This window comes from Paenibacillus hemerocallicola (assembly GCF_006265175.1).
GTDB lineage: Bacteria > Bacillota > Bacilli > Paenibacillales > NBRC-103111 > Paenibacillus_AB > Paenibacillus_AB hemerocallicola.
The window spans coordinates 71,807-92,000 of sequence record NZ_VDCQ01000025.1; the positions used below are offsets into that span (position 1 = coordinate 71,807).

Below are 20,194 nucleotides of genomic sequence, written 5' to 3' on the forward strand. Positions count from 1 at the left end.
CTCCCTACCTTTGCCCAGGCGTACGGCCGTTACCATTTATGCGCTCCCTCATGGTTCCCCATGCTCCGCCAGTCACGCATAAACATTTTGGTTGTCAGCTTGATCATACTGAATATGACGGCGAAATGCAATATCGCATGTTCGGACGTGTTTTCCGAGGGCTTTCCTTCCTGACCATCATAAGCGCTCAGTTGACCGTAACGGCGGCAAGCCCTTCATTCATACGGCTCGAATTCCCAAAACGAGCTGCCGCAAGGCGTCGCCCGGGTCGTGTATAGCAGCCCGGTTCTCCTGAGTATAAAATCAATATCCCGGATAGTCAGGCCTGTTGATTAACCAGAATATGTAACTGAAGTAAGTCTGAAATTAAAACGAAGCATGCGATGTATGTGTATCATCCATTCTATCGGTAATTCATCAAGCAGCAGCAAGCGAGTAAATCGAACAAAAGAAATCTTCGCATGACGTGGCAACGCATGGTTTGCGCCATCAACAGCCATTTGAGCAGCACAAAGACGATTAGTGCGCAGAAAAGTTGGCCATAAACAGCATTTTCTGTCGTACCAAATAGCGTCGGGATGTTTAAATGCTGCTTGATCCAGCGAAAGAAAACCTCTATTTGCCAGCGCGCTTTGTAAATCAGGGCGATTTGTTCGGCCGTTATTCCCAATAAATCCGTAACGACGCGAATTTCTCTACCCTCAAAATCACGGAAGATGACTATACGGTGACGCTTCTCGGATCGACACTGAGGCGTACCCAGTTGACAAGTGATATCGCGAATCACAGAAGAACCTTCGGCGACAAGACGTCGTAGTGCATGTGGGTTTTTAAGATGAACATTGTCGTGAAGTCGAATCACAAAGGATTGTCCATCTTGTTTATACCGATCCAAACGCTCCAATTTTCCAAAAGCGCGATCCATGACCATAATAAAATCGGTGTTTTCTAACGATTCGCATACCGGCCCATCGTGCTTGGAGCCAATCGTTTCGGTGACGTTAAGCGGCTGCATGTTTTGATCCTGTAAGGTTACATGCAACTTAATCGCAGCACGTTCTCCATGATAGGGAGCCCAAGGCAAACGTGTTTTCCCTACGGTCATTGTGGTGGAGTCAATGAGTAGCAAGATACGGCTCGAAAATTCTAACCAACCGCTTGGACAATGAGAGCTACTTCTTCCGATGTTAGGATGGATTGAAAGGTTCGATGGAATCGTGATAGACTTTTTCATGGAGTCGTCACCTTTCGGTTGTTTGTAGGGGTACAAACATTTTACCGAGTTGACGACTCTTTTGCTACCATTTTGGGGTAGTACCAGCGTAGCTGACACCAACCGCAAACACATGAATCGAATTGGGAATTTATTAAATAAGTTCCATTTACAAAAACAGATTTGGAACTTTAGTTTACTAATTGGACTAAGCTAACTGGCAGAGTAGGTTATATCCCTATGACCATCGAGTTTTAGACAGAGATCCCGCTTAATCAAAATAGCTAGAATAGGAGTAACATAGGAGATCTGCGGCTATTGCTCGTGTCGGGGGACAAGAGCATACCTGATTAGAACCGCGTACTACGCGGTTTTTTCATTTTATGGGAGCAAGTTCTTGTACTGACATAAGGAAAAGAAACTGTAATACCCTTGTAGCTCATACCTAACGGGCATGTTAGTTCAATCTAACAGGCTGCAATTTTAACATTTATTACTCATAAAATGAACTCTCCTGACATGAAATATATTACATTTTTATCCATATGTTTGCGAGTGATGTCAGCTTCGCTGGTATTACCACTTGTAGACAAATGGTTCAAAAGTATCTTTTTGATTTATTTGTAAATTTATGGTTGCCTAATGCTGATTGTTTAAATTAACATGTAGTGTATGTTCCTAATTTTTGTTAGAGAGGTGTTGAAAATGTTCCAAAAGAAAAGAAAATTGGTGATCGCAACCCTGTTGCTACTAACACTGGTTTGCGGGATTGCCGTCAGCGTCAGCGCTGACTATACTCAAGATGCTAATGGTCACCTATATGGAGGGGAATGGGATTTTACACCCTCTAATCTGTATTGGTGGTCTAGCCCTTCAGTAGCCAGTTATGGGTATGCAGATAGTGTCGCAGACGCTATAAGTGGTTGGAATAGCGTTCCATACCCAAGTCCTATAATTAATTCTGCCTCAAGCGAATCAACCGCCAACCTGAAATACTATATTGACGAATACGTTCTACCAGCTGGTACTGCTGGGATAGTCGATTTTTGGCATGTGTATGGTAGTACCGTAGAGAATGTTTCAACTCAAGTACCTGGAACTGATCAACGATATGATATTGCCACAATAACGATTGATCATGCCCGTGCTTCTGGTGCGGCAGGCTTCGGGCCTGATTTCCGATCTCACTTACTCGGTCATGAGACTGGACACGGATTGGGCTTGAATCACTTTTATAACCCTACTGCACATACCGGCAGCCATTGGATGAATAATTGCGGTACTACTGGTTGCATTACATCACCATCGTCAACCGACAGTGCCCACTTACAGGCAAAATTTGATCCCGTCCTTCCATAACCAATTGATTGGAGGAAAATAAAATGAATAGACGTATATCTGTAACATTACTGGCGACCTTAAGCCTGTGTTTAATTATTACAATTGCCTATTCGATAGCGGATAAAAAAGTTACAGTAAAACCAGTACATGCAAGTACTTGGCAGATTCAGCATAAAAATCTGGAAGAGTTAGAGAGTGCAAGAGATGTTGGTTTGATTATTGAGGGGACAGTTACAAATAACACAAACCCTCGAAAAATCGAATCCCAAAATTCACCAGTAAAGTATACGGCAATGCTTACTGAAATAAAGATTGATAAGATCATTAAATCAGATGGAAAGGTTGTCGACCAAAGTAAACCTCTTCTAATACTGGAACCCACCTATATTGAAGATAATGGTTTGATGCCTGGGAAAACCGAGTATCCAATGTTCAACTATTACAAAGCCTCTCCAGGCAACAAGTATATTTTTTATTTAAGTTGGGATGAAAAACAACAAGCTTATTGGGTATACGCAGGTTCCCAAGGAAGGTACAATATTGATGGAAAAGATCAACGTGAAAAAGAAATTGAAACTACTCAAGAAAACTATCGTAACCTGAAGATAAGCGTGTTAGAAAAGTACCGTTTGACCAAATAAACGGACCGCAAGGCTGCAAGGAAAAAGCACAAAAAAAATTCCCGATGCGCCTTTTATCGGGAATTTTTTTTGTGTTCTTACTGCACGGGCCTTCCTTCACTCGCGTTCCTGGCTGCTCTCTTTCGGATCCGGACGGCCTGGGGTGACAGCAGAAGCGTCGTTGCCCGATGGACAGGTATCAGCTGTTAGTAGTAAATCGCTCCGGTTTGCATCCATGAGCAACCCCCAAAAATGATCAGGAAACCGGCCATGCCGGTTTTTATCATCACCTTGAATACTAGGAACTTGCTTTGTTTTCTTTCGCTCAGGGTTTGATCTTTGAATGCTTTTTTGGTCAAGTGCTCCGGGATCCGCGATAAGCGGAGGCCGGAGCACTTGGCGTTTTCGTCCAATCGAAGGCACCATCCTGGACGGTGGCATCCTACCAGCGCGCCGGCTACCGGCTTTCCCCCGTTTTGCAGGGAAATGAACCAAATCAAATTCGTCGTTTAACTCGGGGTAGTACCAGCGTAGCTGTCACCAAGGGCAAACGCATGGATACTATTGTAAAATTCAATTCCTACCTCCATGCTTTCAGTATGACAAATCCTGCCCAAACAGCTAAGGCAATCCAAAGAGCAATGAATAACATGCCCATTAGCCAATTTTTAGGTCTACCATTTTTTCGAATCTCTTCTGCTTTAAGTCTGTATTCTTCGATTATTGAAGGCTCGATCAGCTTCAAAGCAAGCATAATCCCCAGCGGTACAATAATTAGATCATCCAAATATCCTAAAATGGGAATGAAGTCGGGATTGGACTGAACGCGTAAGCTACCACCAAAATTGCTACGATTTCGGCATACTATGGAATACGAGGATCTTTGTATGACAGATACAGAGCGTAGAGATTGAGTTTCAGGTTTCGAGCCTTTATCTTTAATTTTTCAAACCATGTTGTTGAGGCCATATAATTTTTTGACTCCTCACTTCTTCAGGAAGTTCCGTTTTATTTATGGTAACAGGCCTGCCGGATAGTATTCTCCACCACACCCGTCGCAACGTTCGTCACGTTGTTTATGGCGCTTGTCGCTCTCTGTTCAATCCCCCGCAGATTGATGGCCATATGGTCCTCCTCATCATTGCCCTGTCGAAACATCCTATTCGAAGGACAAATTGAATAATAACCATCGCAATTATTTTTATCTGATACCAAACTTTGTCGCAAGCATGCCATACCGTTTCGCTCCGACTTTCAATTCCATCCGACCGCCGCTCTCTGCCTCGAAAGTCGCATAATAGCTTGGTCAACTTGCCAATCGCGTGATTCCGGATGCTTTTCCGACTTTTCCGGCGGACCCACATCGCCGCAATCAATAGGACGGGCAACGCCATTTGAACTTATCGTTTGACGACGGCGACAAATTCCACCAACACGCGTTGCGTATAATTCTGTGGACTACCGCCCGGCGCTTTTCGGACGAATCGAACTGTTGCAAAGAAAAGAAACCGCTGGCGAAAATGCTCCAGCGGTCATTTAAGATATGTTTGCCCCGACAGTATTGCCTATATCGCATTGTATCCGCTCTATCGGCCTGGCTTCTTGAATCCGTCCAGCAACATAGAAATGACGGTCATGCCGTCCTCCAAAGCCTGAACGCCGTCCGGCATCTGCGCGATCCAGAGCGCCGATTCATTCAAGGCGCCCGAGAGAGAATGAGTCATCGCATCGATGGGTACCGGGCGAAAACAACCCAGCTCATTCATGGAGTGAAGCTGCTCCCTCAACAGCCGCATCGAGTTCCGTTCGTCCATCATACGCCAGACGTCCCATCCCAGCACGGAAGGTCCGTCTACAAGCAGGACGCGCTTATTGCGTTCTTCGACGGCGGCCGCAACGAACGCTCGGCATCCCAGAAGCAGCTGCTCCCATACATCGTCGCTCCGGGCCGCTTCCGTCTCGACCCGCTCCGCGACTTCCTTCTGCACCGATTCGAACACGGCTTGAAACAGTCCTTTTTTATTGCCGAAATGATGGTACAGCGCTCCTCGCGTCAACTCCGCTTCCAGACCGATTTCCTCCAACGCCGAGGCCGCATAGCCTTTATCCGTAAAATGTTGCCGGGCGACGGCAATCAGCTTGCGAATCGTCTCGTCGGTTTCCGCTTTATTTTTCCTCATTTTCCGACCATACTTTCTCGATGTATTGACTGCTGTGCGCTTCGGATGGTGGAATGATTTTAATGACATCGATCAGAACACCGTTAGGATCGCTCGTAATGAAATGACGTTGACCGAATTCTTCATCGCGAATATCCAGGTGCAAAGGGAGCTTCCCCGCCTTGATCAATCTCTCGTATTCGGCATCCACGTCGTCCACTTCAAAATTGAGAATAAGGCCTTGCACCGATTTCCGGAAATCGCCCGGAACCGTCGGGTGCGTCGCATCGAGGAGCGCCAGTTCATAATCCCCCGTACGCAAGCTTACGTACCAATCCGCCTCGAAAACGGGCACGAAACCAAAATGGTCTACATAAAATTTCGCGCTTTCCGAAACATGTTCCGTCATAATAACCGGATAAAAGCTGGATGTAATCATAAGTTTCAGATCTCCTTTGGTATATGATACCATCACTTTAACATACATACTGTATGTATGTAAAATAAAAAAACCGATATTTTAGATGCATGCTGATACGAACCTAAGACAACCTTCTATCGACGTATTTCGAGGATGAGCGACCGCGGTTCAGCGGTAGTTTTTCTCGGTTCAGACCTGTTGCAGTTTGCTTAAGCATTGCTTTGAAGCTGTGTCGCTTAGCGAACATAAACATTCTGAATCGTAAAAAGACGACCGGCAAGTCCCGGTCGCCTTGAAATGAAGCATCTTGTCAGGTTTCGTCTTCTTCTTGGCCGGATCGAAGTGGCGTTCTCGCCGTTATGCCTCCGCCTTTCCCGCCGTATGGACCGCCTTACTCGGAAACCGCATATTGAGTACTAGGAAACCGGCCAGAAAAACGACGGTCCCGCCAATGACATAGCCGGTAATAGGCTCATGAAAGAACAGGTACGACCATAGAATCGAGAACAGTACCGAGCTGTTGCCCACAACGGCTACTGCCGTAAACGACACGCGTTTGATCGCTTCGGCAAACCATAGGAAGCTAAGTCCCGTTATAATTCCAAGCAAGATCAGGACGGTCCACCCCCAGGCATTAATCGGCTCGGTAGCGCTATGCGTTCCGAATGGAATAGGGCCGGCTACGAGAAACGTACTGATGAGGAAGACGGACATATTCATATTGCCCGAGTCCATGCTTTTTACGAGTTGTCGTTGGCTGAGCACATGGATGGCGGCGCCGATTCCCGCGAAGGTGAACAACAACGTCGTCAGGCCGCTGCCTGCCAGCAACTCATTTAGCGGATGCCCGTTCCACCCGATCACGATCACGCCGATTACGCACAAAGCCGCCGCAGACCAGCCCTTGGCCGTAACACGCTCCTTGAACAAAATCCCCGACGCGGCAAGAAGCGCGACCGTTTGGACAGGCTGAACAAGAATATTGCCGTATGCATAGCCGATCGTAATGGCCATATTTTCGAAGATATAGTTGACGGACTTCCCCGCCGCGCCCAACCATACCCATCTCAAGCTGAAGCGCATCCGGAGACGCTTGTCCTTGATCAGAATATAGATCCCGAGAAAGACAACTCCGAAAAAAAAGCGGGAAAACGTAATCCAAGAATTATCTACCATCGTTGAAACGCTTTTGACCAAAACGCCTACAAAGCTCCATGCCAGCGTTGCCAGCAGGAGCAGTACGTAACCCATCGATGCACCTTCTCCGCCATGTCTTGTCTGTTAATTATCCTAACATAGCACAAACTGGCGATGCAGGGAAACAGTTATTTTGATTGATAAGATTCGTCTTTTTCGTGCCGCCGTCCCAATTCGGCATGTTCCGGAAAGGAAGGTGAGCTGTTAAGCATATATATGTCTGAGAAACGTCGCGTTTTTCTTGCCGCAGCGGTCCGATCTTGGCGGTTTTTCGAAGAAGTTATTAACGAAAAACTCTTAATATATAAGATGAACAAAGAACCAACTGAGAGTAGACCAATGCAAACAGGCTGCTATGGCAAAAAAAGAGGAGCCTCACTGCTCCTCGCTCACTGATATGGACTTGATTCCGCATACCGTACTCGATTAACACTTATGTCAATCCAGCTTCTGTTCGACGGAAGGCTCAGGCCTAAGATGTTCGATCGATCTCCATACGTACACTCCCCAACGGTTAAGCTCGACATATTGCCTGCGCGCCGAATACAGGCATTCCGCTTCGATGAGACAATGGGTCAGGCAGCGCGTCCCCGCCCCTTCCGGCGCCTTGTCGTCGCGGAAAAACAACCATCCCCCGCCGCTCGCCAGCCGATGCCTCCGGATTTCTTCCGGATCGATGACGCCGACGATTTGCAGCTCGTCCGGATGCGTGAGCGCGTAAGAAGCGTAAGTTTTACTGCGGTTTCCAGCACCGACAACGACCGCTCTTAGAGGTATGCTACACGTATCCGTATTTGTACTCGTCTTAGTCATGATGTCCCCCGGTGACTATCTCTTCGAAAAAGGTTTCGCCTTCGTCAATTCTCGACGAGGCTGTCCGTCGGCGCTCCGATTTCCTTCAAGACCGGCAATGAAATGAGAAGCGACGAGGCGGCCGAGACGGATATTTTGCGAAGGCCGAACGAAACCGTGCCGCTTGCTGGCATCAAATCGGTATAGCTGATCAATCGCCAGCTCGTATCCGGCGCATAAGCCGTCGTGCTCATGCCCAGTTGACTCGAGTATGCAGCCGCTCCGGTGCTCGCCGCTTGCGCCTTCGCATAAAAGGCGATATATACGTATTTGCCCGCCAGTCGAGGGTAATCGGCCAAATCGATCGTAAAGCCGAATACATCCGTATTCGCCGAACCTGCAAGCTCATACACATCGTGGCCGTTGAACTTGACAGCCGACGGCGACAAGATTCCGCCGCCCGCTGCCGAAACAACCGTGAACAAGGACGGGTCGGGGGCATATTGGGCACCGGGTACTCCCTGAATCCAAGCGTAATGAAGCAACGTTGTCGACTGCGCCATATCTTCCACCCAGATCGGCCGTAACTGCAATGCGCTTTTGTGATTTTCCCAGACGCCGTTGCCGTAAATCCGGACATGATTGACTTTAGCCCCGAGTCCGGTCTTGCTCGTTCCCGTTCTCAACGCCGCATACGAAACCGCCGGCGTCTTGTATCGAACAAACGTATTATTGGCGATCTCCATGCTGCTGCCGGCCGAGTAACAGGTGACGAACGATTCGTCAGCGGATACGGATATGAGGTTGTTCGCTATCCGGATCGCGCCTGACGGATACGTATTTGCAATAATGTTGGCCGTCGTGTTCCCGTTTACGATAATGCAGGAGCGAACCAGCCTGTTCGGATTTTGCAGCTGGTAGCCGACCTCGCCGTTGTTCTCGAAATAGTTCTCCGTTATGTTGAGCGGGGAATTGAGCATTTTGGCGAACACGCCGCACACCTTGTTGTCCTCGATCGAACAGCCGCTGATTCTCGTCCCGAGCGTGTAGTAGGCCATGTTGATGGCGATGCCTTCGTTGGCGAACAGCTTCGTGTTGATAATGTTCAGCATATTGACGTTGTCGGCGGTGAATAGGATGGCGTCGCCGAAGTTGAACGAAAACTCGCAGGTCTCGATATCGTTGCACCAGCCGTAGCCGATCGCGAGCGCGGCGATCTTCGTCTGGACGATGCGGATTCGCCGGAACAGCGAATGGGAGATTTTCTTCGTATAGATGCCATATTCGAGCTTGCCGGTTTCTCCCTGGATGACGATGTCCGAAAATTCGAACCGTTCCGCCACCCGGGTATCGTCGAACACGAAGGCAGCCTTGATCGGACTCGTCGGCGTTACGGACGAATGGGCGCGAATCCAAGAGCCTTTCTGAAAACCGTCGCCCACGATCCGGATCGAACGTTTGGATGCGCCGATCACGATCGGCACCGTGATCATGTAGTCCGCCGTCGGGAAATATAACGTATCGCCGCGGTTTTGGGCCGCATCTACCGCTGCTTGAATGGCGGCGGCATCGTCAGAGCTTCCGTCGCCTTTGGCGCCGAACCATTTCACGTTAAGCGCTCCCGAGTATAGCCGCTTGAAACGGTAGCCCGATCCGGCTACAAGAACGGTTCCCGTGTTATCCGCCGATGTCGTATCCGCCGGATCGTAGCGGAAATGACCTTCCTGACCGGCATCCCTGACGAAATGCACATGATCGGGGTCCGCTGCGGTCGCGCCTCGCAGCTCGGCGATCGTCGTGTTAATGACGCAATTGCCCGATGCGCATAATGTCCCGCCGCCGTATACGGCTCCCGTCACGGTCGAGCCCTGGGCGGATACTTCCGCCCCTTGCCGGATCAACCCGCCGGCCGCGATTGCCGCTCCGGCCATCCCCAACGTTTTCAGCAGAAGTCTTCGGTCCATCGCCCTCCCCTGCCGATGCTCCTCCCCTGTACTAGCCATTTCCTCTTCCAAATTCCTGTTGTCCTCCATCGCGATTCCTCCCATTATGGATGATTAGAATTCACGTATGTCGACTCCCGGCTGCCCTTGCCATCTATCGGTTTATTTCAATAAACCCTGTTCCTTCAGCTGCTTCTCCGCCGATTCCCCCATCAGGGCATCTATAAATGCGCGGTTGCGTTCCAATTCGATCCATTGCAGGAAAGCGATGTTCGTCTTGGAGCTGAAATCGCTTCTCATAATGGTTAACTGCTCGTTCCACGATCAGTCGCTCGGTACGGTTGAAATAGTAGAGCTGGAAAAGGAAAAACGGAATGTGAATGACGATGACGAAGCTGAAAAAGAACCTGTACTTGATTTTTCGGGGGAGCAGCCCGCTCAACGTGCCGGATATTTTACTGCCAATCGTTCCGTTTCCTGCACCTCGTGTTGGTTCATGCATCGGCTCGCCACCTGATGTCGTCGTTCGGACGACTTCCCTCGTCGCGATATACGTTCATCATATACGCTGTCCGTGGCCGATAACATGTAGGATCTGAACAAACCTTTCACTTTCTTAACTACCAATATCCATATAGTGGGAATTGATGAAGCTTCGATTTCATTCCTTCCACATTTTTCTATATAAGATGAACTAAAGAACCAACTAATAGAAGCTCTGAGTGCAATGGAAGAAGGGAATTGCCTTGTGAGCGAGTTTTGGCTTTGAGTTTCAACCATGCCGCAGGCCTATATATGCCCCCCAAAAGTGAAGCTAGCCTTCGAAGCATATTCCAAATACTTTTGGGGGAGCCCCCTTAAATCAAAGAAACTCAAAACAACCTGTCTGAAGCTGCAAGGTAATCCCTTCTGGAATGGAATGAACATTAAACCTTTAGTTCAACTTATATAGAATAGAGCTGGTTTGTTTCACACCGCCGTCCTCCGGTTAATGGAGAGTAATACATTCGAGGGGGGCGGTCTGGATGAGGACGAAAGCGATATACGCCGTATCGGTCACTGCCGGCACGTTGCTGGAACAAGGCGAACTGCTCGAACAGTCGGATCGAACCGATGTGTTGACGGTGGAGGCTACCGACGAGGAGGCTTTGGAACTGCGCCGACTGCTTGACTCCTACACCGCCCGTGATGCGCATTCCCTTCGCCGCGCGCCCATTCCGTACAAATCGGCGGATCACGACGAAGCGACGCGCTCTTTCAACGACAAAACTTTTCAACTCTATTTGACGATCTATGAGCTGGGCACCGTCGAGACGCGTGCCTATATCGACGAGAATGAGCTGCTCGCCAAGCTGCGCAATCCGGATTACGAGCACCCGGGTTACGATCGTTGATCGGCCTTTACTGGCAGGCTGCGAGTAGAAGCAAGGTTGTCTGCGTGTAATAGGCTGCAGCTGCGGCTGCGAGGGCTCGCAACAGTGCTCTGTGCGAAAAGGATGAAGCGGCTGCAATGTATTGCCGCAAATAAAGGAACTGGATTCCGTTATTATCCCGAATTCCGCTACGCGCATGAAGATAACGGAACAGACTTCCGTTATCTCGAGCTGTCGAGGTAGAAATGGATAGGGAACGGCGGAATAGCGGAACGGTTTTCCCTTATTTGCAAAAAACCGGAGGAATCAGGTCAATAGCGTACTCTAGTTCCGCTAATTGATGGATTAGCAATCCACAAGCGACCGTCTGGTCGACCGATCGCCGGTTTGCAGCGAAACACCGCGCGCTGGAGCTGTTCGCGGTGCGTAAAGAGGCGCGAAGACGGCCAACCTTCAACGATCACTCGTGACGTGCACTTCGAACGTGAATCTATATAAGTTGAACTAAAGGTGTCTTAGTTGGTTCTTTAGTTCAACTTATATAGCTAACGCACAAAAAGAAAGAAGCGCACCCCGAGAGATGCGCTTCTATCCATGTACCCGGATCAGCCGGGCAGTTATTAGGAATGGAAATCTTGACCCGACCGGACTTCCTTGACATATCCGGCCCGAATCGTGAAATCGCCGAAATGCTCGCCGTCCCGACGATCCTTCGCGTAGTGGGACAAAATCGGACGGAGCGAGTCGAGAATCTCCGTTTCGCCGATATTTTCCTTGTACAGCTTGTTCAGCCGGTTGCCGGTGAAGCCGCCGCCCAAATACATGTTGTATTTGCCCGGAGCTTTGCCGATAAAGGCGATTTCCGCCAGCATCGGTCTGGCGCACCCGTTCGGGCAGCCGGTCATGCGGATGACGATATCTTCCTCGCGCAAGCCGGACTCGTCGAGCATCGGCTCGATCAGGTTCAACAAATCGGGCAGGTAGCGCTCCGATTCGGCCATCGCGAGTCCGCAAGTGGGCAAAGCGACGCACGCCATCGAATTTCTTTTCAGAGCGGTATAGTGGCTTCCTTCGGTGAGGCCATACTCTTTAAACAATTCTTCCAATTTTTTCTTCTTCTGGCTGCTAATATTGCCGATGATCAAGTTCTGATTGGCGGTCAGGCGGAAATCGCCGTTATGAGCCTTGGCAATTTCCCGCAGCCCCGTCATCAGCCGGTTGTCCCCATCGTCCTTGATGCGTCCGTTCTGGATAAAGAGCGTGTAATGCCACTTGCCGTTGCTCCCCTTCACCCAGCCGTAACGGTCGCCGTTGTGGTCGAAATGGTAAGGACGCGCCGGCTCGAGCGACCATCCGAGACGCGAGTGCAGCTCATTGATAAACCAATCGATGCCCCGATCGTCGATCGTATATTTGAACCGTGCATGCTTGCGCACCGCGCGATCTCCATAGTCCCGCTGGATCGTCACCGTTTTCTCCGCTACGTCGACGACCTGCTCCGGCGTGCAAAAACCGATCACTTGGGCGACTTGCGGATAGGTCTTCGGATCGCCGTGCGACATTCCCATCCCGCCGCCTACCGTAACATTGAAGCCTTTCAGACGGCCATTCTCGATGATCGCGATATAGCCGAGATCTTGGGAAAATACGTCCACGTCGTTCGACGGCGGAATGGCTACGCCGATTTTGAACTTGCGCGGCAAATAAACGGGTCCGTATATCGGTTCTTGCCCTTCATCGTGTTCCAGGCTATCCAGAACCTTCTCGCCGTCCAGCCAAATCTCGTGATAAGCCCGTGTACGCGGATCGAGATGAGCGCTGATCCGTCCCGCCCACTCGTAAACTTCGCCGTGAATATCCGACTGGTACGGATTCGGATTGCACATGACGTTCCGGTTTACGTCGCCGCATGCGGCCAGCGTGCTTAACAGCTCATCATTTACTTCCTTGATCGTCTGCTTCAAATTCCATTTAATGACGCCGTGAAGCTGGAAAGACTGGCGGGTTGTCAGACGAATCGTGCTGTTGCCGTATTTTTGCGCAACGCGGTCCATCATCAACCACTGCTCAGGCGTTACGACTCCACCGGCCGCTCGCACCCGCAGCATGAACTGGTAGGCCGGTTCAAGCTTCTGCTTGTTCCGTTCGTTGCGCAAATCCCGGTCATCCTGCATATAGCTTCCGTGAAACTTCATCAAGCGATTATCGTCCTCGGGGATCGACCCCGTAATTACATCCTCGAGCGTCTCGGTAAGACTTCCCCGCAAGTAGTTGCTCTTGCGCTTGATTTGCTCTACATCGCTGTGCGGCGCACTGTTGGGGGAAAGTAAATTGTTGTCCGACATGCCGGTCATCTCCTCTCGCGATCTATCATCGGGCTCGGCTTAGTAAACATCCCGCTGGTATCGTTTCTGCTGCTGCATGCGGATCAAATATTCCGCAGCTTCTTCCGGGCTCAAGCCGCCCTCTTGTTCGAGGATCGTTGCCAAGGCCGAATGGACGTCGTGCGCCATTTTCTTCTCGTCGCCGCATACGTACACGCATGCCCCTTCTTGAAGCCATTTGTACAGCTCCTTGCTCTTCTCGAGCATCCGGTGCTGCACGTACACTTTCTTGTCGGTATCGCGGGAGAACGCGACATCCATGCGCGACAGCACGCCGTCCTTAAGCCAGCGCTGCCATTCGATCTGATACAGAAAGTCCGTGGCAAAATGCTGGTCGCCATAGAACAACCACGATTTCCCCTCGACTCCGAGCTCTTCCCGTTCGGCGAGGAACGCTCTGAACGGAGCTACGCCCGTGCCCGGTCCGATCATGATGATCGGCGTTTCCGGATTCGCCGGGAGCTTGAAGTTCGAATTTTGCTGAATATAGATAGGCAGCGTATCGCCTGGCTGTATCCGCTCCGCAAGGTGAACGGAGCAGACGCCGTACCGGTTCCGCCCGTTCGATTCGTAACGCACCGCGCGAACGGTAACGTGCACCTCGTCGGGAGACGCTTTCGAGCTGCTTGCAATCGAATACAGGCGGGCGGGCATTTTCCTCAGTATCGTTACGAATTGGCCGGCCGGAATGCCTTTGAGCCCGTAGTCCTGCACCAGGTCCAGCAAATCCCGCTCTTGAATATAAGCCCTGAGATCCTGCTCGCGTCCGGCCGCGACGAGTTCCTTCAGCGCCCAGCCTTCGGCTAGCTGTGCCGCGTGCTCCAGCAACGGCTTCGTCAGGACGGTGATTTCGTAATGGCTATGCAGGGCGTCCCGCAAAGATCGTTGTTCTCCGTTCTTGCCGACGGCTACGAGCTCGTCCGCATTCCAGCCCATGGCCGCGATCAATTCATCCACAAGGCGAAGATCGTTCTCCGGATAGATGCCCAAGCTATCGCCCGGCTCATACTGGAGGTTGGAGCCTTCCAACGAAATTTCGAGGTGGCGGGTTTCGCGATCCGACCCGCGGCCGTTCAAATTCAAATTTTCAAGCACCTCGGCCCGGAACGGATTCGTTCTGGAATACTCGGATTCGGTATCGCTTGCGGCCGAAACACCGGCAGCACCAGCGACGGCCGGAGCCGCGGAGCCTTCGCTCAAAGCACTCAACACATGTTTAGCCCACTCCGAGGCGGGCTCGTCGAAATCGACGTCGCAGTCGACGCGCGGGGCAAGCCGCTTCGCACCTAGTTCTTCCAGACGAAGGTCGAAATCTTTGCCCGTTTTGCAGAAAAACTCGTAGGAGGTATCGCCCAGAGCAAGAACGGAATAGCGCAGTCCTTCCAGTTGGGGAGCTCTCTTGCTATGCAGAAACTCGTGGAAAGCGATCGCGTTATCCGGCGGGTCACCTTCTCCGTGAGTACTTACGAGAATGAGCAAATTTTGAATTTTCTTCAGCCCGTTCGGCTTGAAGTCGCTCATCGAGGAGAGCGTGACCAGGGAGCCTTGCTCTTCCAGCTTTTTGGACAGCTTCTTCGCCAAGCCGTGGCTGTTGCCGGTTTGCGATCCGTATAGAACGGTTACGTCCTTGGACACCGGGGCGGCGGCCGGTACTGCATTAGCAGCGATCGGTGCCGATGGAGCAGTGCCGGACGGCGCCGCAGCAGCCGCTCCGCCGACCGCCGTCAAATAACCGCTGAGCCATATCCGTTGCGTATCGGTCAACGTCGGCAGCAGGCGATTGAGCAGCTCGACCTGCTCTTGATGAAAAGGACTGTTCGTGACTTGTAGTTCCAACAATATCCACCTCGCGCAGCATACAATGATAGTAATTCTCAGTATTCGCATATCTTTTCATTTTTTTCTCTCTTGACCCTATCACAGTAGGGAGACACGGTCAATTAGAATGATCTTATAGGAAACATCAGATATATTGATAAAGCGCGATATTTCGACAAGAACCGAAAAAAATCCGGCTCTGCGGGGAGCCGGATTTCAAGATGGATGTCGGAGCGTGTCATCTGGGGGCTTGTTCGATCGCTTTGTTCGCTTCTTCCGCCGCCTGCCGGAGAGCCGTATTGATGTCGATTTTGCCGTAGGCCAGATCGGGCAGCTTCCCCATCAGAGCGTTCTCGGCGAGCTTATCCACCTCGGGCTTCGGCGAGATCGGGGCAAACTTGTTATAATAAGCCGCGCCGAGATTTTTGTCCCTGTTCGGGCTGTTTTGGCCGAACGCCTTGCGAATATCGGGATTATTCAGCACGGTCATGCCGCCCCGCTTGGACAGCTCCATCTGATATTCGTCGGATACGAGATATTGCAGCACCTCGAACGCCTGCGCCTTATGCTTGGAGATGGCGGGGATCGCCCAATAAACCGGATACTGCTGACTGCCCACGCCGGGCAATTCCTTCGTCGTCGGATACGACGCGAGATCCCAGTTGAACGGTACGGGAATCGGGCTGACGACCTGCCAGTCGGAGAAAACGCCGAATATCGCCAGCTCTTGCTTGTTCAACCACTCGCCGGAATACGGGAGCTTACCTTCAAGCTGGTCCATTTTCGTCCGGTAGCCGGAATGCTCCGCCGGTCTCAGAATCGGCTCGAGTACTTTTTTCCATCTCTCGTCGCCGAACGTCGGTTTCATCGTCTGAGGGTCCACGAAAGGCAGCGAGAACGGATTCATCCGCGTGCTGTGGCTCGGAGAGATAGCCATGCCGGCAACGGTTTTGCCTCCGTCGTTCCGGTTCAGCTTGTCCGCGACCTCGTACACCTGGTCCCACGTCATGCCGTCCTTCAAGTAAGGCACTCCGAATTTGTCGAACAAATCTTTATTGTAGTACAGCGACATGCCGTTCGTCGTCACCGGCAGCCCCCATACTTGCCCTTTGCCGTTCTGTTTGATCGCATCGATCAGCGTCGGCTCGAACCGGTTCAGGTCTGCGTTGTACTGCTTGATCATGGGCGTCAAATCGAATTCGGTTTTGGTCCGGGGCAGCGTCGCGAAAAACGTGCCGACCGATTCGTAATACAGATCGACGTTGACCCCCGTCATGATCAGGTTTTCGTACTTGTTCGCTTCCCCGTCCCGCGGATTGATGTACTTGATCGAAATGTGCGGAAATTTCTTCTTTATATGTTCCGCATAGTTTGCGTTGAATTCCTCCAGCTTCGTGCCGCCCGCCGAGTAGATCGAAAGCTCGATCGGCTCTTTGGACGGAGCCGGCACAGCGGATTGCTGTCCGCTGCCGGGGGACGTGTCCCCTCCTTTGCCCGCACAGCCTCCGAGTATGGCGACTGAAACAAAACCGGCCAATATGACGATCCCTTTTCTCATAGTCCGTCTCCTCCTGGCATCAAATATCGCGTTCATTCGCTGCCTGCGGTCAAGCATGCAGCTATTCGAATGAATCCGCTTTCAAGAATACAAAGGTTCCTTCCTCCGTATGTTGTCGGGTTGCGTCTGCACGCAGGAACCCGGCGATGTCGACGTCGGAACGGCCGACGATAGAAATGGCAAACTAGCATAAGTGCGGGAAAGCCCTTTCCCGCACACGGGAAACGCAATCCTATTGCGCTGCGCAGCTATTCGGATATGATTTTATGATACAGTCATTTTGCCCGATTCTCTATATCCGTATTACCTTTCGAACGAATACTTTGCTATAATTGCTATACAATTCTAATCGGGTCAGCTTCCGCCATCAGACTGCGACAATTGGGGGATACACATTGAGAAATGATTTTGAAATCGCTTTCGCCAAAAAAACGGCGCCTTCCACCATGCCCAGATGCCATTACCACGATTATTATGAAATTTATTATTTGCTGTCTGGTGAACGGTACTACTATATCGAGGATACGACTTATTATTTGAAGCAAGGCTGCTTGCTGTTCATCGACAAAAACCGCATTCACAAGACGATCGACGCCAGCAGACCGGAGCACGAGCGCATCGTGTTTTATTTCGACGACGCCCTGCTTCAGACTTATCGGGCTGCGGATGCGGAAACGATTCTGCTGCCTTTCCGCGCGGAATCCCGTGTGCTGGAGCTGAATGTTCAGGAGCAAAGCTATGCGGAAAATTTACTATTTCAAATGAGCCGCGAGCATGTCGATACCGGACAGATCGGCACGCAGCTGTTCCTGCAATCGCTCGTCGTGCAGCTGCTTCTGTTCGCGGCGCGCAAAATGAATACCGCCGGCGATGTTCCGGCTCAGCTGATGCATCGCAAAATTGCCGAGGTGCTGGACTACTGCAGATCCAATTACAACGAATCGATCACATTGAGCTTTATCTCGTCGAATTTCTATATCAGCCCGTCCCATTTCAGCCGCTTGTTCAAGCAATATACCGGCTTTAACCTCCCCGAGTACTTGAACACGCTCAGAATTCGGGAAGCTCAGCGTCTCCTTCGCGAGACGAAGCTGAAAATTACCGAAATAGCGGAGCGTGTCGGGTATGCCAACATCACGCATTTCAACCGCAAATTCAAGCTCGCGACCCAGATGTCTCCGAACGAGTACAAAAGTATGGCCGGTCATACGAAGTCGCTCAAGCAAAATAAAATGTCCGAGCCCTGAGACCGGACAATCGTACGTGCGCTTTCCGCCGCATATGCAAAAGGCGGCCTTCCTGGACGTTTGAACACGTACCGGAATGCCGCCTTCTTTGATTCGCGATTTTCTTTATACAGACTCTGACCGATAGTACCATTATTCCCCTCTTTCCTCATGTTAACGTATAAACGGTCGTCTTTTCTAAAACGCTTAAGCTCCCTCATCCACCAATCGCATCGCTTTATTGATCGCTCCTGACGCGCCGAATCCATCATGATAGTCGATGATTTTCCCCTTCTTCTCGGCGAGCTCTCGCACGGCCCACATCGAAGTATGTTTGATTGCGCCTTTCAAAATAATGACGACATCCGCTCGATTGATAATGCGCTGGAAGTAGCTTTCCACGGAACCTCCGCCCGTTTTCCCGTCGTGATGCTCTACGATAATTCCCCGCTTCTCGCCCATTTTCTTGAACGTATCCGTCTGGCTTCCTCCGATAATCGCTACCGTCTTCATATCCGTCCCTCCGTCTCGAGTGGCTTGTATCTTTATATTAACTCAAAATACTTAATTGTCAATTGGAATAGTAGGATTTATTGCAAAAAAAGAACGGACACCGTTTCGAAGCCCGCTCTTCATTATTAGCCACGAATGTCCTAAATTTATAAAGCGTCAATTCAGGAAAGGCAAGATCGATTCCTTTAGTGCGGCGGTAGGTCTGCCGATCAATTTTGCCAGGTCGGCGGAAGTAGAGGAAGTATCGATCGTACGCAGAAATCCGTATAACCAATTACGGATTTCGGGATCGTATCGCAAACTTACCTTCTTGCCGGCCTTTTCGGACAAAACCTCGGTCAACTGCGTGAAATTCCAAGTACTCGACGCTGTAAGCTCGTACGTTTTCCGTTGATGATCCGGACCGGATAAAACCTCGGCAATACCGGCCGCAAGATCGTCTCGCGTAACCGTATTGAATATCCACTCCCCAGGCGGAACGACCAATTCTCCTTGAGCGATGGCTGCATCCAGACCGAGTGCCCCGACAAAATCGGAGTACAGGGCGTTGCGGAGAAACGTGTACGGGATGCCGGAAGCCTTGATCGCATGCTCCGCGGCCAAATGCATATGAGTCATCGAATTCTTGCCGGAGTCGGCAAAGGCGAAGCTTGTGTAAAGCAAATGCTCGACCTTCGCTTTCTTCGCTTCCTCTATGACATGGGCATGCTGCCTCATTCGGATCGTATCTTCCGGGTTGGAGCCGGAAATCAATAACAGCTTGGAGGCGCCTTGGAGCGCTTGCCCGATCGTATCGGGATCGTCGTAATCGCATTCCCGCACCTCAATGCCGAGTTCGGCGAATTGAGCCGCTTTCTCCCGCTGACGAACGCAGGCGATGATCCCTTTCGCCGAAACGTGTTGAAGAAGTTTGCGTATAACCAAGCTTCCCAGTTTGCCGTTAGCGCCGGTAATAACAATCGGCATCGGTCATTCCACCTTTCTATTTTGACACGTCGTACACGGGTTCCAATTATCCTCTGCGCAGCTTCGTTAACAGATCGAGAAGCTGGTTCTGTTCCCGCTCATCGAGAACTTTCATTTTGTCGGCAATATGTCGGCGATTTTCAGGCAAATGCTTCAGAAGGATGCTCTGGCCTTCGCCCGTTATCGAGATCACCGTTTTTCTGCCGTCGCTCGGATGGCTTGCTCTCCGAAGTAAACCGTCATTCTCCAGCGGTACGAGCAGAAGGCTGATATTCGCTTTTGTGACGCCGATTTTCCGGGCTAGCACCGACGGCAGTATCGTGCCTCCTTCCTTCATGATTTCGACCAAAATCCGTATTCTCGCACCGCTCATGCTTTGCGACTGCCAATATTTCTCCGACACGTCGACCAAATGGGCCGTTGCCTCGACCAGCGCAAAAAACGTGCGCGTCTGGAGAGACGGCTCCAACAACTCGTCTTGCAATGGGTTCATTCCATCACCGCCAGTAACTAGTTAATGACTTAACTACATGTAAACATACACGGAAAGTGCCGTTCTTGTCAAAAACAAACGCGCAAAGCGTCCATTGAATCAAGCAATTGGAACGAAAAAAAGGCCGCCGGCGAATTACGAATCACAGGCAGCCCCATTCTATGATTTTTATTAAAT

At 50.7% G+C, this 20,194-nt stretch carries 19 protein-coding genes, 1 pseudogene and 1 riboswitch; of the genes and pseudogenes, 4 read left to right on the forward strand and 16 right to left on the reverse strand.

The window, feature by feature from the left end:
- Nucleotides 1-5: 5 nt before the first annotated feature.
- Nucleotides 6-86: riboswitch (ZMP/ZTP riboswitch) on the reverse strand.
- A gap of 317 nt (nucleotides 87-403) precedes the next feature.
- Entirely contained in the window at nucleotides 404-1,234 is an 831-nt protein-coding gene (locus FE784_RS18445) for an IS4 family transposase (RefSeq protein ID WP_176706345.1), read from the reverse strand.
- Between the two features lie 684 nt (nucleotides 1,235-1,918).
- Between FE784_RS18445 and FE784_RS18450 the strand changes: the two genes are divergently transcribed.
- Together FE784_RS18450 and FE784_RS18455 are read left to right on the forward strand one after the other, a co-directional pair.
- Nucleotides 1,919-2,572, forward strand: a complete 654-nt coding sequence (locus FE784_RS18450; protein ID WP_139603701.1) for a hypothetical protein — start codon at nucleotides 1,919-1,921, stop codon at nucleotides 2,570-2,572.
- 23 nt (nucleotides 2,573-2,595) lie between these two features.
- Nucleotides 2,596-3,195 carry a hypothetical protein gene (locus FE784_RS18455; RefSeq protein WP_139603702.1) on the forward strand — a complete coding sequence of 200 codons (600 nt, stop codon included), beginning with the start codon at nucleotides 2,596-2,598 and terminating at the stop codon, nucleotides 3,193-3,195.
- Nucleotides 3,196-3,380: 185 nt separating this feature from the next.
- Here the strand turns inward: FE784_RS18455 and FE784_RS18460 are convergent, their stop codons facing one another.
- From FE784_RS18460 to FE784_RS18500, 9 genes and pseudogenes are all read right to left on the reverse strand, one after another.
- Entirely contained in the window at nucleotides 3,381-3,587 is a 207-nt protein-coding gene (locus FE784_RS18460; protein ID WP_139603703.1) for a hypothetical protein, read from the reverse strand.
- A 167-nt stretch (nucleotides 3,588-3,754) separates the two neighbouring features.
- Entirely contained in the window at nucleotides 3,755-3,919 is a 165-nt protein-coding gene (locus tag FE784_RS42645; protein ID WP_342779115.1) for a hypothetical protein, read from the reverse strand.
- A 39-nt stretch (nucleotides 3,920-3,958) separates the two neighbouring features.
- A pseudogene (locus FE784_RS42650) lies at nucleotides 3,959-4,117 on the reverse strand (hypothetical protein); the annotation flags it as partial.
- A 643-nt stretch (nucleotides 4,118-4,760) separates the two neighbouring features.
- Nucleotides 4,761-5,354, reverse strand: coding sequence for a TetR/AcrR family transcriptional regulator (locus tag FE784_RS18475; RefSeq protein ID WP_139603704.1), 594 nt, complete (start codon nucleotides 5,352-5,354; stop codon nucleotides 4,761-4,763).
- Complete coding sequence (locus FE784_RS18480; RefSeq protein ID WP_139603705.1) at nucleotides 5,341-5,772, reverse strand: VOC family protein; 432 nt, start codon at nucleotides 5,770-5,772, stop codon at nucleotides 5,341-5,343. The genes FE784_RS18475 and FE784_RS18480 overlap by 14 nt, the downstream gene beginning before the upstream one ends.
- A gap of 339 nt (nucleotides 5,773-6,111) precedes the next feature.
- Nucleotides 6,112-7,005: a DMT family transporter gene (locus tag FE784_RS18485; RefSeq protein ID WP_139603706.1), complete on the reverse strand. Its 894-nt coding sequence runs from the start codon at nucleotides 7,003-7,005 to the stop codon at nucleotides 6,112-6,114.
- Between the two features lie 384 nt (nucleotides 7,006-7,389).
- Nucleotides 7,390-7,764, reverse strand: coding sequence for a Rossmann-fold NAD(P)-binding domain-containing protein (locus FE784_RS18490; protein ID WP_139603707.1), 375 nt, complete (start codon nucleotides 7,762-7,764; stop codon nucleotides 7,390-7,392).
- Nucleotides 7,765-7,808: 44 nt separating this feature from the next.
- Nucleotides 7,809-9,776: a right-handed parallel beta-helix repeat-containing protein gene (locus FE784_RS18495; protein WP_176706346.1), complete on the reverse strand. Its 1,968-nt coding sequence runs from the start codon at nucleotides 9,774-9,776 to the stop codon at nucleotides 7,809-7,811.
- A 64-nt stretch (nucleotides 9,777-9,840) separates the two neighbouring features.
- Nucleotides 9,841-10,188 carry a hypothetical protein gene (locus FE784_RS18500; RefSeq protein WP_139603709.1) on the reverse strand — a complete coding sequence of 116 codons (348 nt, stop codon included), beginning with the start codon at nucleotides 10,186-10,188 and terminating at the stop codon, nucleotides 9,841-9,843.
- 523 nt (nucleotides 10,189-10,711) lie between these two features.
- Here FE784_RS18500 and FE784_RS18505 point away from each other — a divergent pair.
- A complete protein-coding gene (locus FE784_RS18505; RefSeq protein ID WP_139603710.1) occupies nucleotides 10,712-11,080 on the forward strand; it encodes a hypothetical protein in 369 nt (122 codons plus the stop codon).
- A 599-nt stretch (nucleotides 11,081-11,679) separates the two neighbouring features.
- On the opposite strand, the gene cysI is transcribed toward FE784_RS18505, so the two are convergent.
- From cysI to FE784_RS18520, 3 genes are all read right to left on the reverse strand, one after another.
- The gene (gene cysI, locus FE784_RS18510) at nucleotides 11,680-13,404 is read right to left on the reverse strand and encodes an assimilatory sulfite reductase (NADPH) hemoprotein subunit (RefSeq protein WP_139603711.1); all 1,725 of its coding nucleotides are present in this window, start codon (nucleotides 13,402-13,404) and stop codon (nucleotides 11,680-11,682) included.
- Nucleotides 13,405-13,443: 39 nt separating this feature from the next.
- A complete protein-coding gene (locus tag FE784_RS18515; protein ID WP_139603712.1) occupies nucleotides 13,444-15,279 on the reverse strand; it encodes an assimilatory sulfite reductase (NADPH) flavoprotein subunit in 1,836 nt (611 codons plus the stop codon).
- Between the two features lie 220 nt (nucleotides 15,280-15,499).
- Nucleotides 15,500-16,819, reverse strand: a complete 1,320-nt coding sequence (locus FE784_RS18520) for an ABC transporter substrate-binding protein (protein WP_176706347.1) — start codon at nucleotides 16,817-16,819, stop codon at nucleotides 15,500-15,502.
- A gap of 395 nt (nucleotides 16,820-17,214) precedes the next feature.
- Here FE784_RS18520 and FE784_RS18525 point away from each other — a divergent pair, with 395 nt between their 5' ends.
- Entirely contained in the window at nucleotides 17,215-18,066 is an 852-nt protein-coding gene (locus tag FE784_RS18525) for an AraC family transcriptional regulator (RefSeq protein ID WP_139603714.1), read from the forward strand.
- A gap of 186 nt (nucleotides 18,067-18,252) precedes the next feature.
- Here the strand turns inward: FE784_RS18525 and FE784_RS18530 are convergent, their stop codons facing one another.
- From FE784_RS18530 to FE784_RS18540, 3 genes are all read right to left on the reverse strand, one after another.
- Complete coding sequence (locus tag FE784_RS18530) at nucleotides 18,253-18,558, reverse strand: DUF2325 domain-containing protein (protein ID WP_139603715.1); 306 nt, start codon at nucleotides 18,556-18,558, stop codon at nucleotides 18,253-18,255.
- Nucleotides 18,559-18,714: 156 nt separating this feature from the next.
- A complete protein-coding gene (locus FE784_RS18535) occupies nucleotides 18,715-19,524 on the reverse strand; it encodes an NAD(P)H-binding protein (protein ID WP_139603716.1) in 810 nt (269 codons plus the stop codon).
- A 46-nt stretch (nucleotides 19,525-19,570) separates the two neighbouring features.
- Nucleotides 19,571-20,017 carry a MarR family winged helix-turn-helix transcriptional regulator gene (locus FE784_RS18540; protein ID WP_139603717.1) on the reverse strand — a complete coding sequence of 149 codons (447 nt, stop codon included), beginning with the start codon at nucleotides 20,015-20,017 and terminating at the stop codon, nucleotides 19,571-19,573.
- Nucleotides 20,018-20,194 lie beyond the last annotated feature (177 nt).

Excerpts from the sequence above, each read along its gene's own strand:
- FE784_RS18445 (WP_176706345.1), bottom strand. The coding sequence starts at position 1,234 with ATGAAAAAGTCTATCACGATTCCATCGAACCTTTCAATCCATCCTAAC.
- FE784_RS18450 (WP_139603701.1), top strand. The coding sequence starts at position 1,919 with ATGTTCCAAAAGAAAAGAAAATTGGTGATCGCAACCCTGTTGCTACTA.
- FE784_RS18455 (WP_139603702.1), top strand. The coding sequence starts at position 2,596 with ATGAATAGACGTATATCTGTAACATTACTGGCGACCTTAAGCCTGTGT.
- FE784_RS18475 (WP_139603704.1), bottom strand. The coding sequence starts at position 5,354 with ATGAGGAAAAATAAAGCGGAAACCGACGAGACGATTCGCAAGCTGATT.
- FE784_RS18480 (WP_139603705.1), bottom strand. The coding sequence starts at position 5,772 with ATGATTACATCCAGCTTTTATCCGGTTATTATGACGGAACATGTTTCG.
- FE784_RS18485 (WP_139603706.1), bottom strand. The coding sequence starts at position 7,005 with ATGGGTTACGTACTGCTCCTGCTGGCAACGCTGGCATGGAGCTTTGTA.
- FE784_RS18490 (WP_139603707.1), bottom strand. The coding sequence starts at position 7,764 with ATGACTAAGACGAGTACAAATACGGATACGTGTAGCATACCTCTAAGA.
- FE784_RS18495 (WP_176706346.1), bottom strand. The coding sequence starts at position 9,776 with ATGGAGGACAACAGGAATTTGGAAGAGGAAATGGCTAGTACAGGGGAG.
- FE784_RS18500 (WP_139603709.1), bottom strand. The coding sequence starts at position 10,188 with ATGCATGAACCAACACGAGGTGCAGGAAACGGAACGATTGGCAGTAAA.
- FE784_RS18505 (WP_139603710.1), top strand. The coding sequence starts at position 10,712 with ATGAGGACGAAAGCGATATACGCCGTATCGGTCACTGCCGGCACGTTG.
- cysI (WP_139603711.1), bottom strand. The coding sequence starts at position 13,404 with ATGTCGGACAACAATTTACTTTCCCCCAACAGTGCGCCGCACAGCGAT.
- FE784_RS18520 (WP_176706347.1), bottom strand. The coding sequence starts at position 16,819 with ATGAGAAAAGGGATCGTCATATTGGCCGGTTTTGTTTCAGTCGCCATA.
- FE784_RS18530 (WP_139603715.1), bottom strand. The coding sequence starts at position 18,558 with ATGAAGACGGTAGCGATTATCGGAGGAAGCCAGACGGATACGTTCAAG.
- FE784_RS18535 (WP_139603716.1), bottom strand. The coding sequence starts at position 19,524 with ATGCCGATTGTTATTACCGGCGCTAACGGCAAACTGGGAAGCTTGGTT.
- FE784_RS18540 (WP_139603717.1), bottom strand. The coding sequence starts at position 20,017 with ATGAACCCATTGCAAGACGAGTTGTTGGAGCCGTCTCTCCAGACGCGC.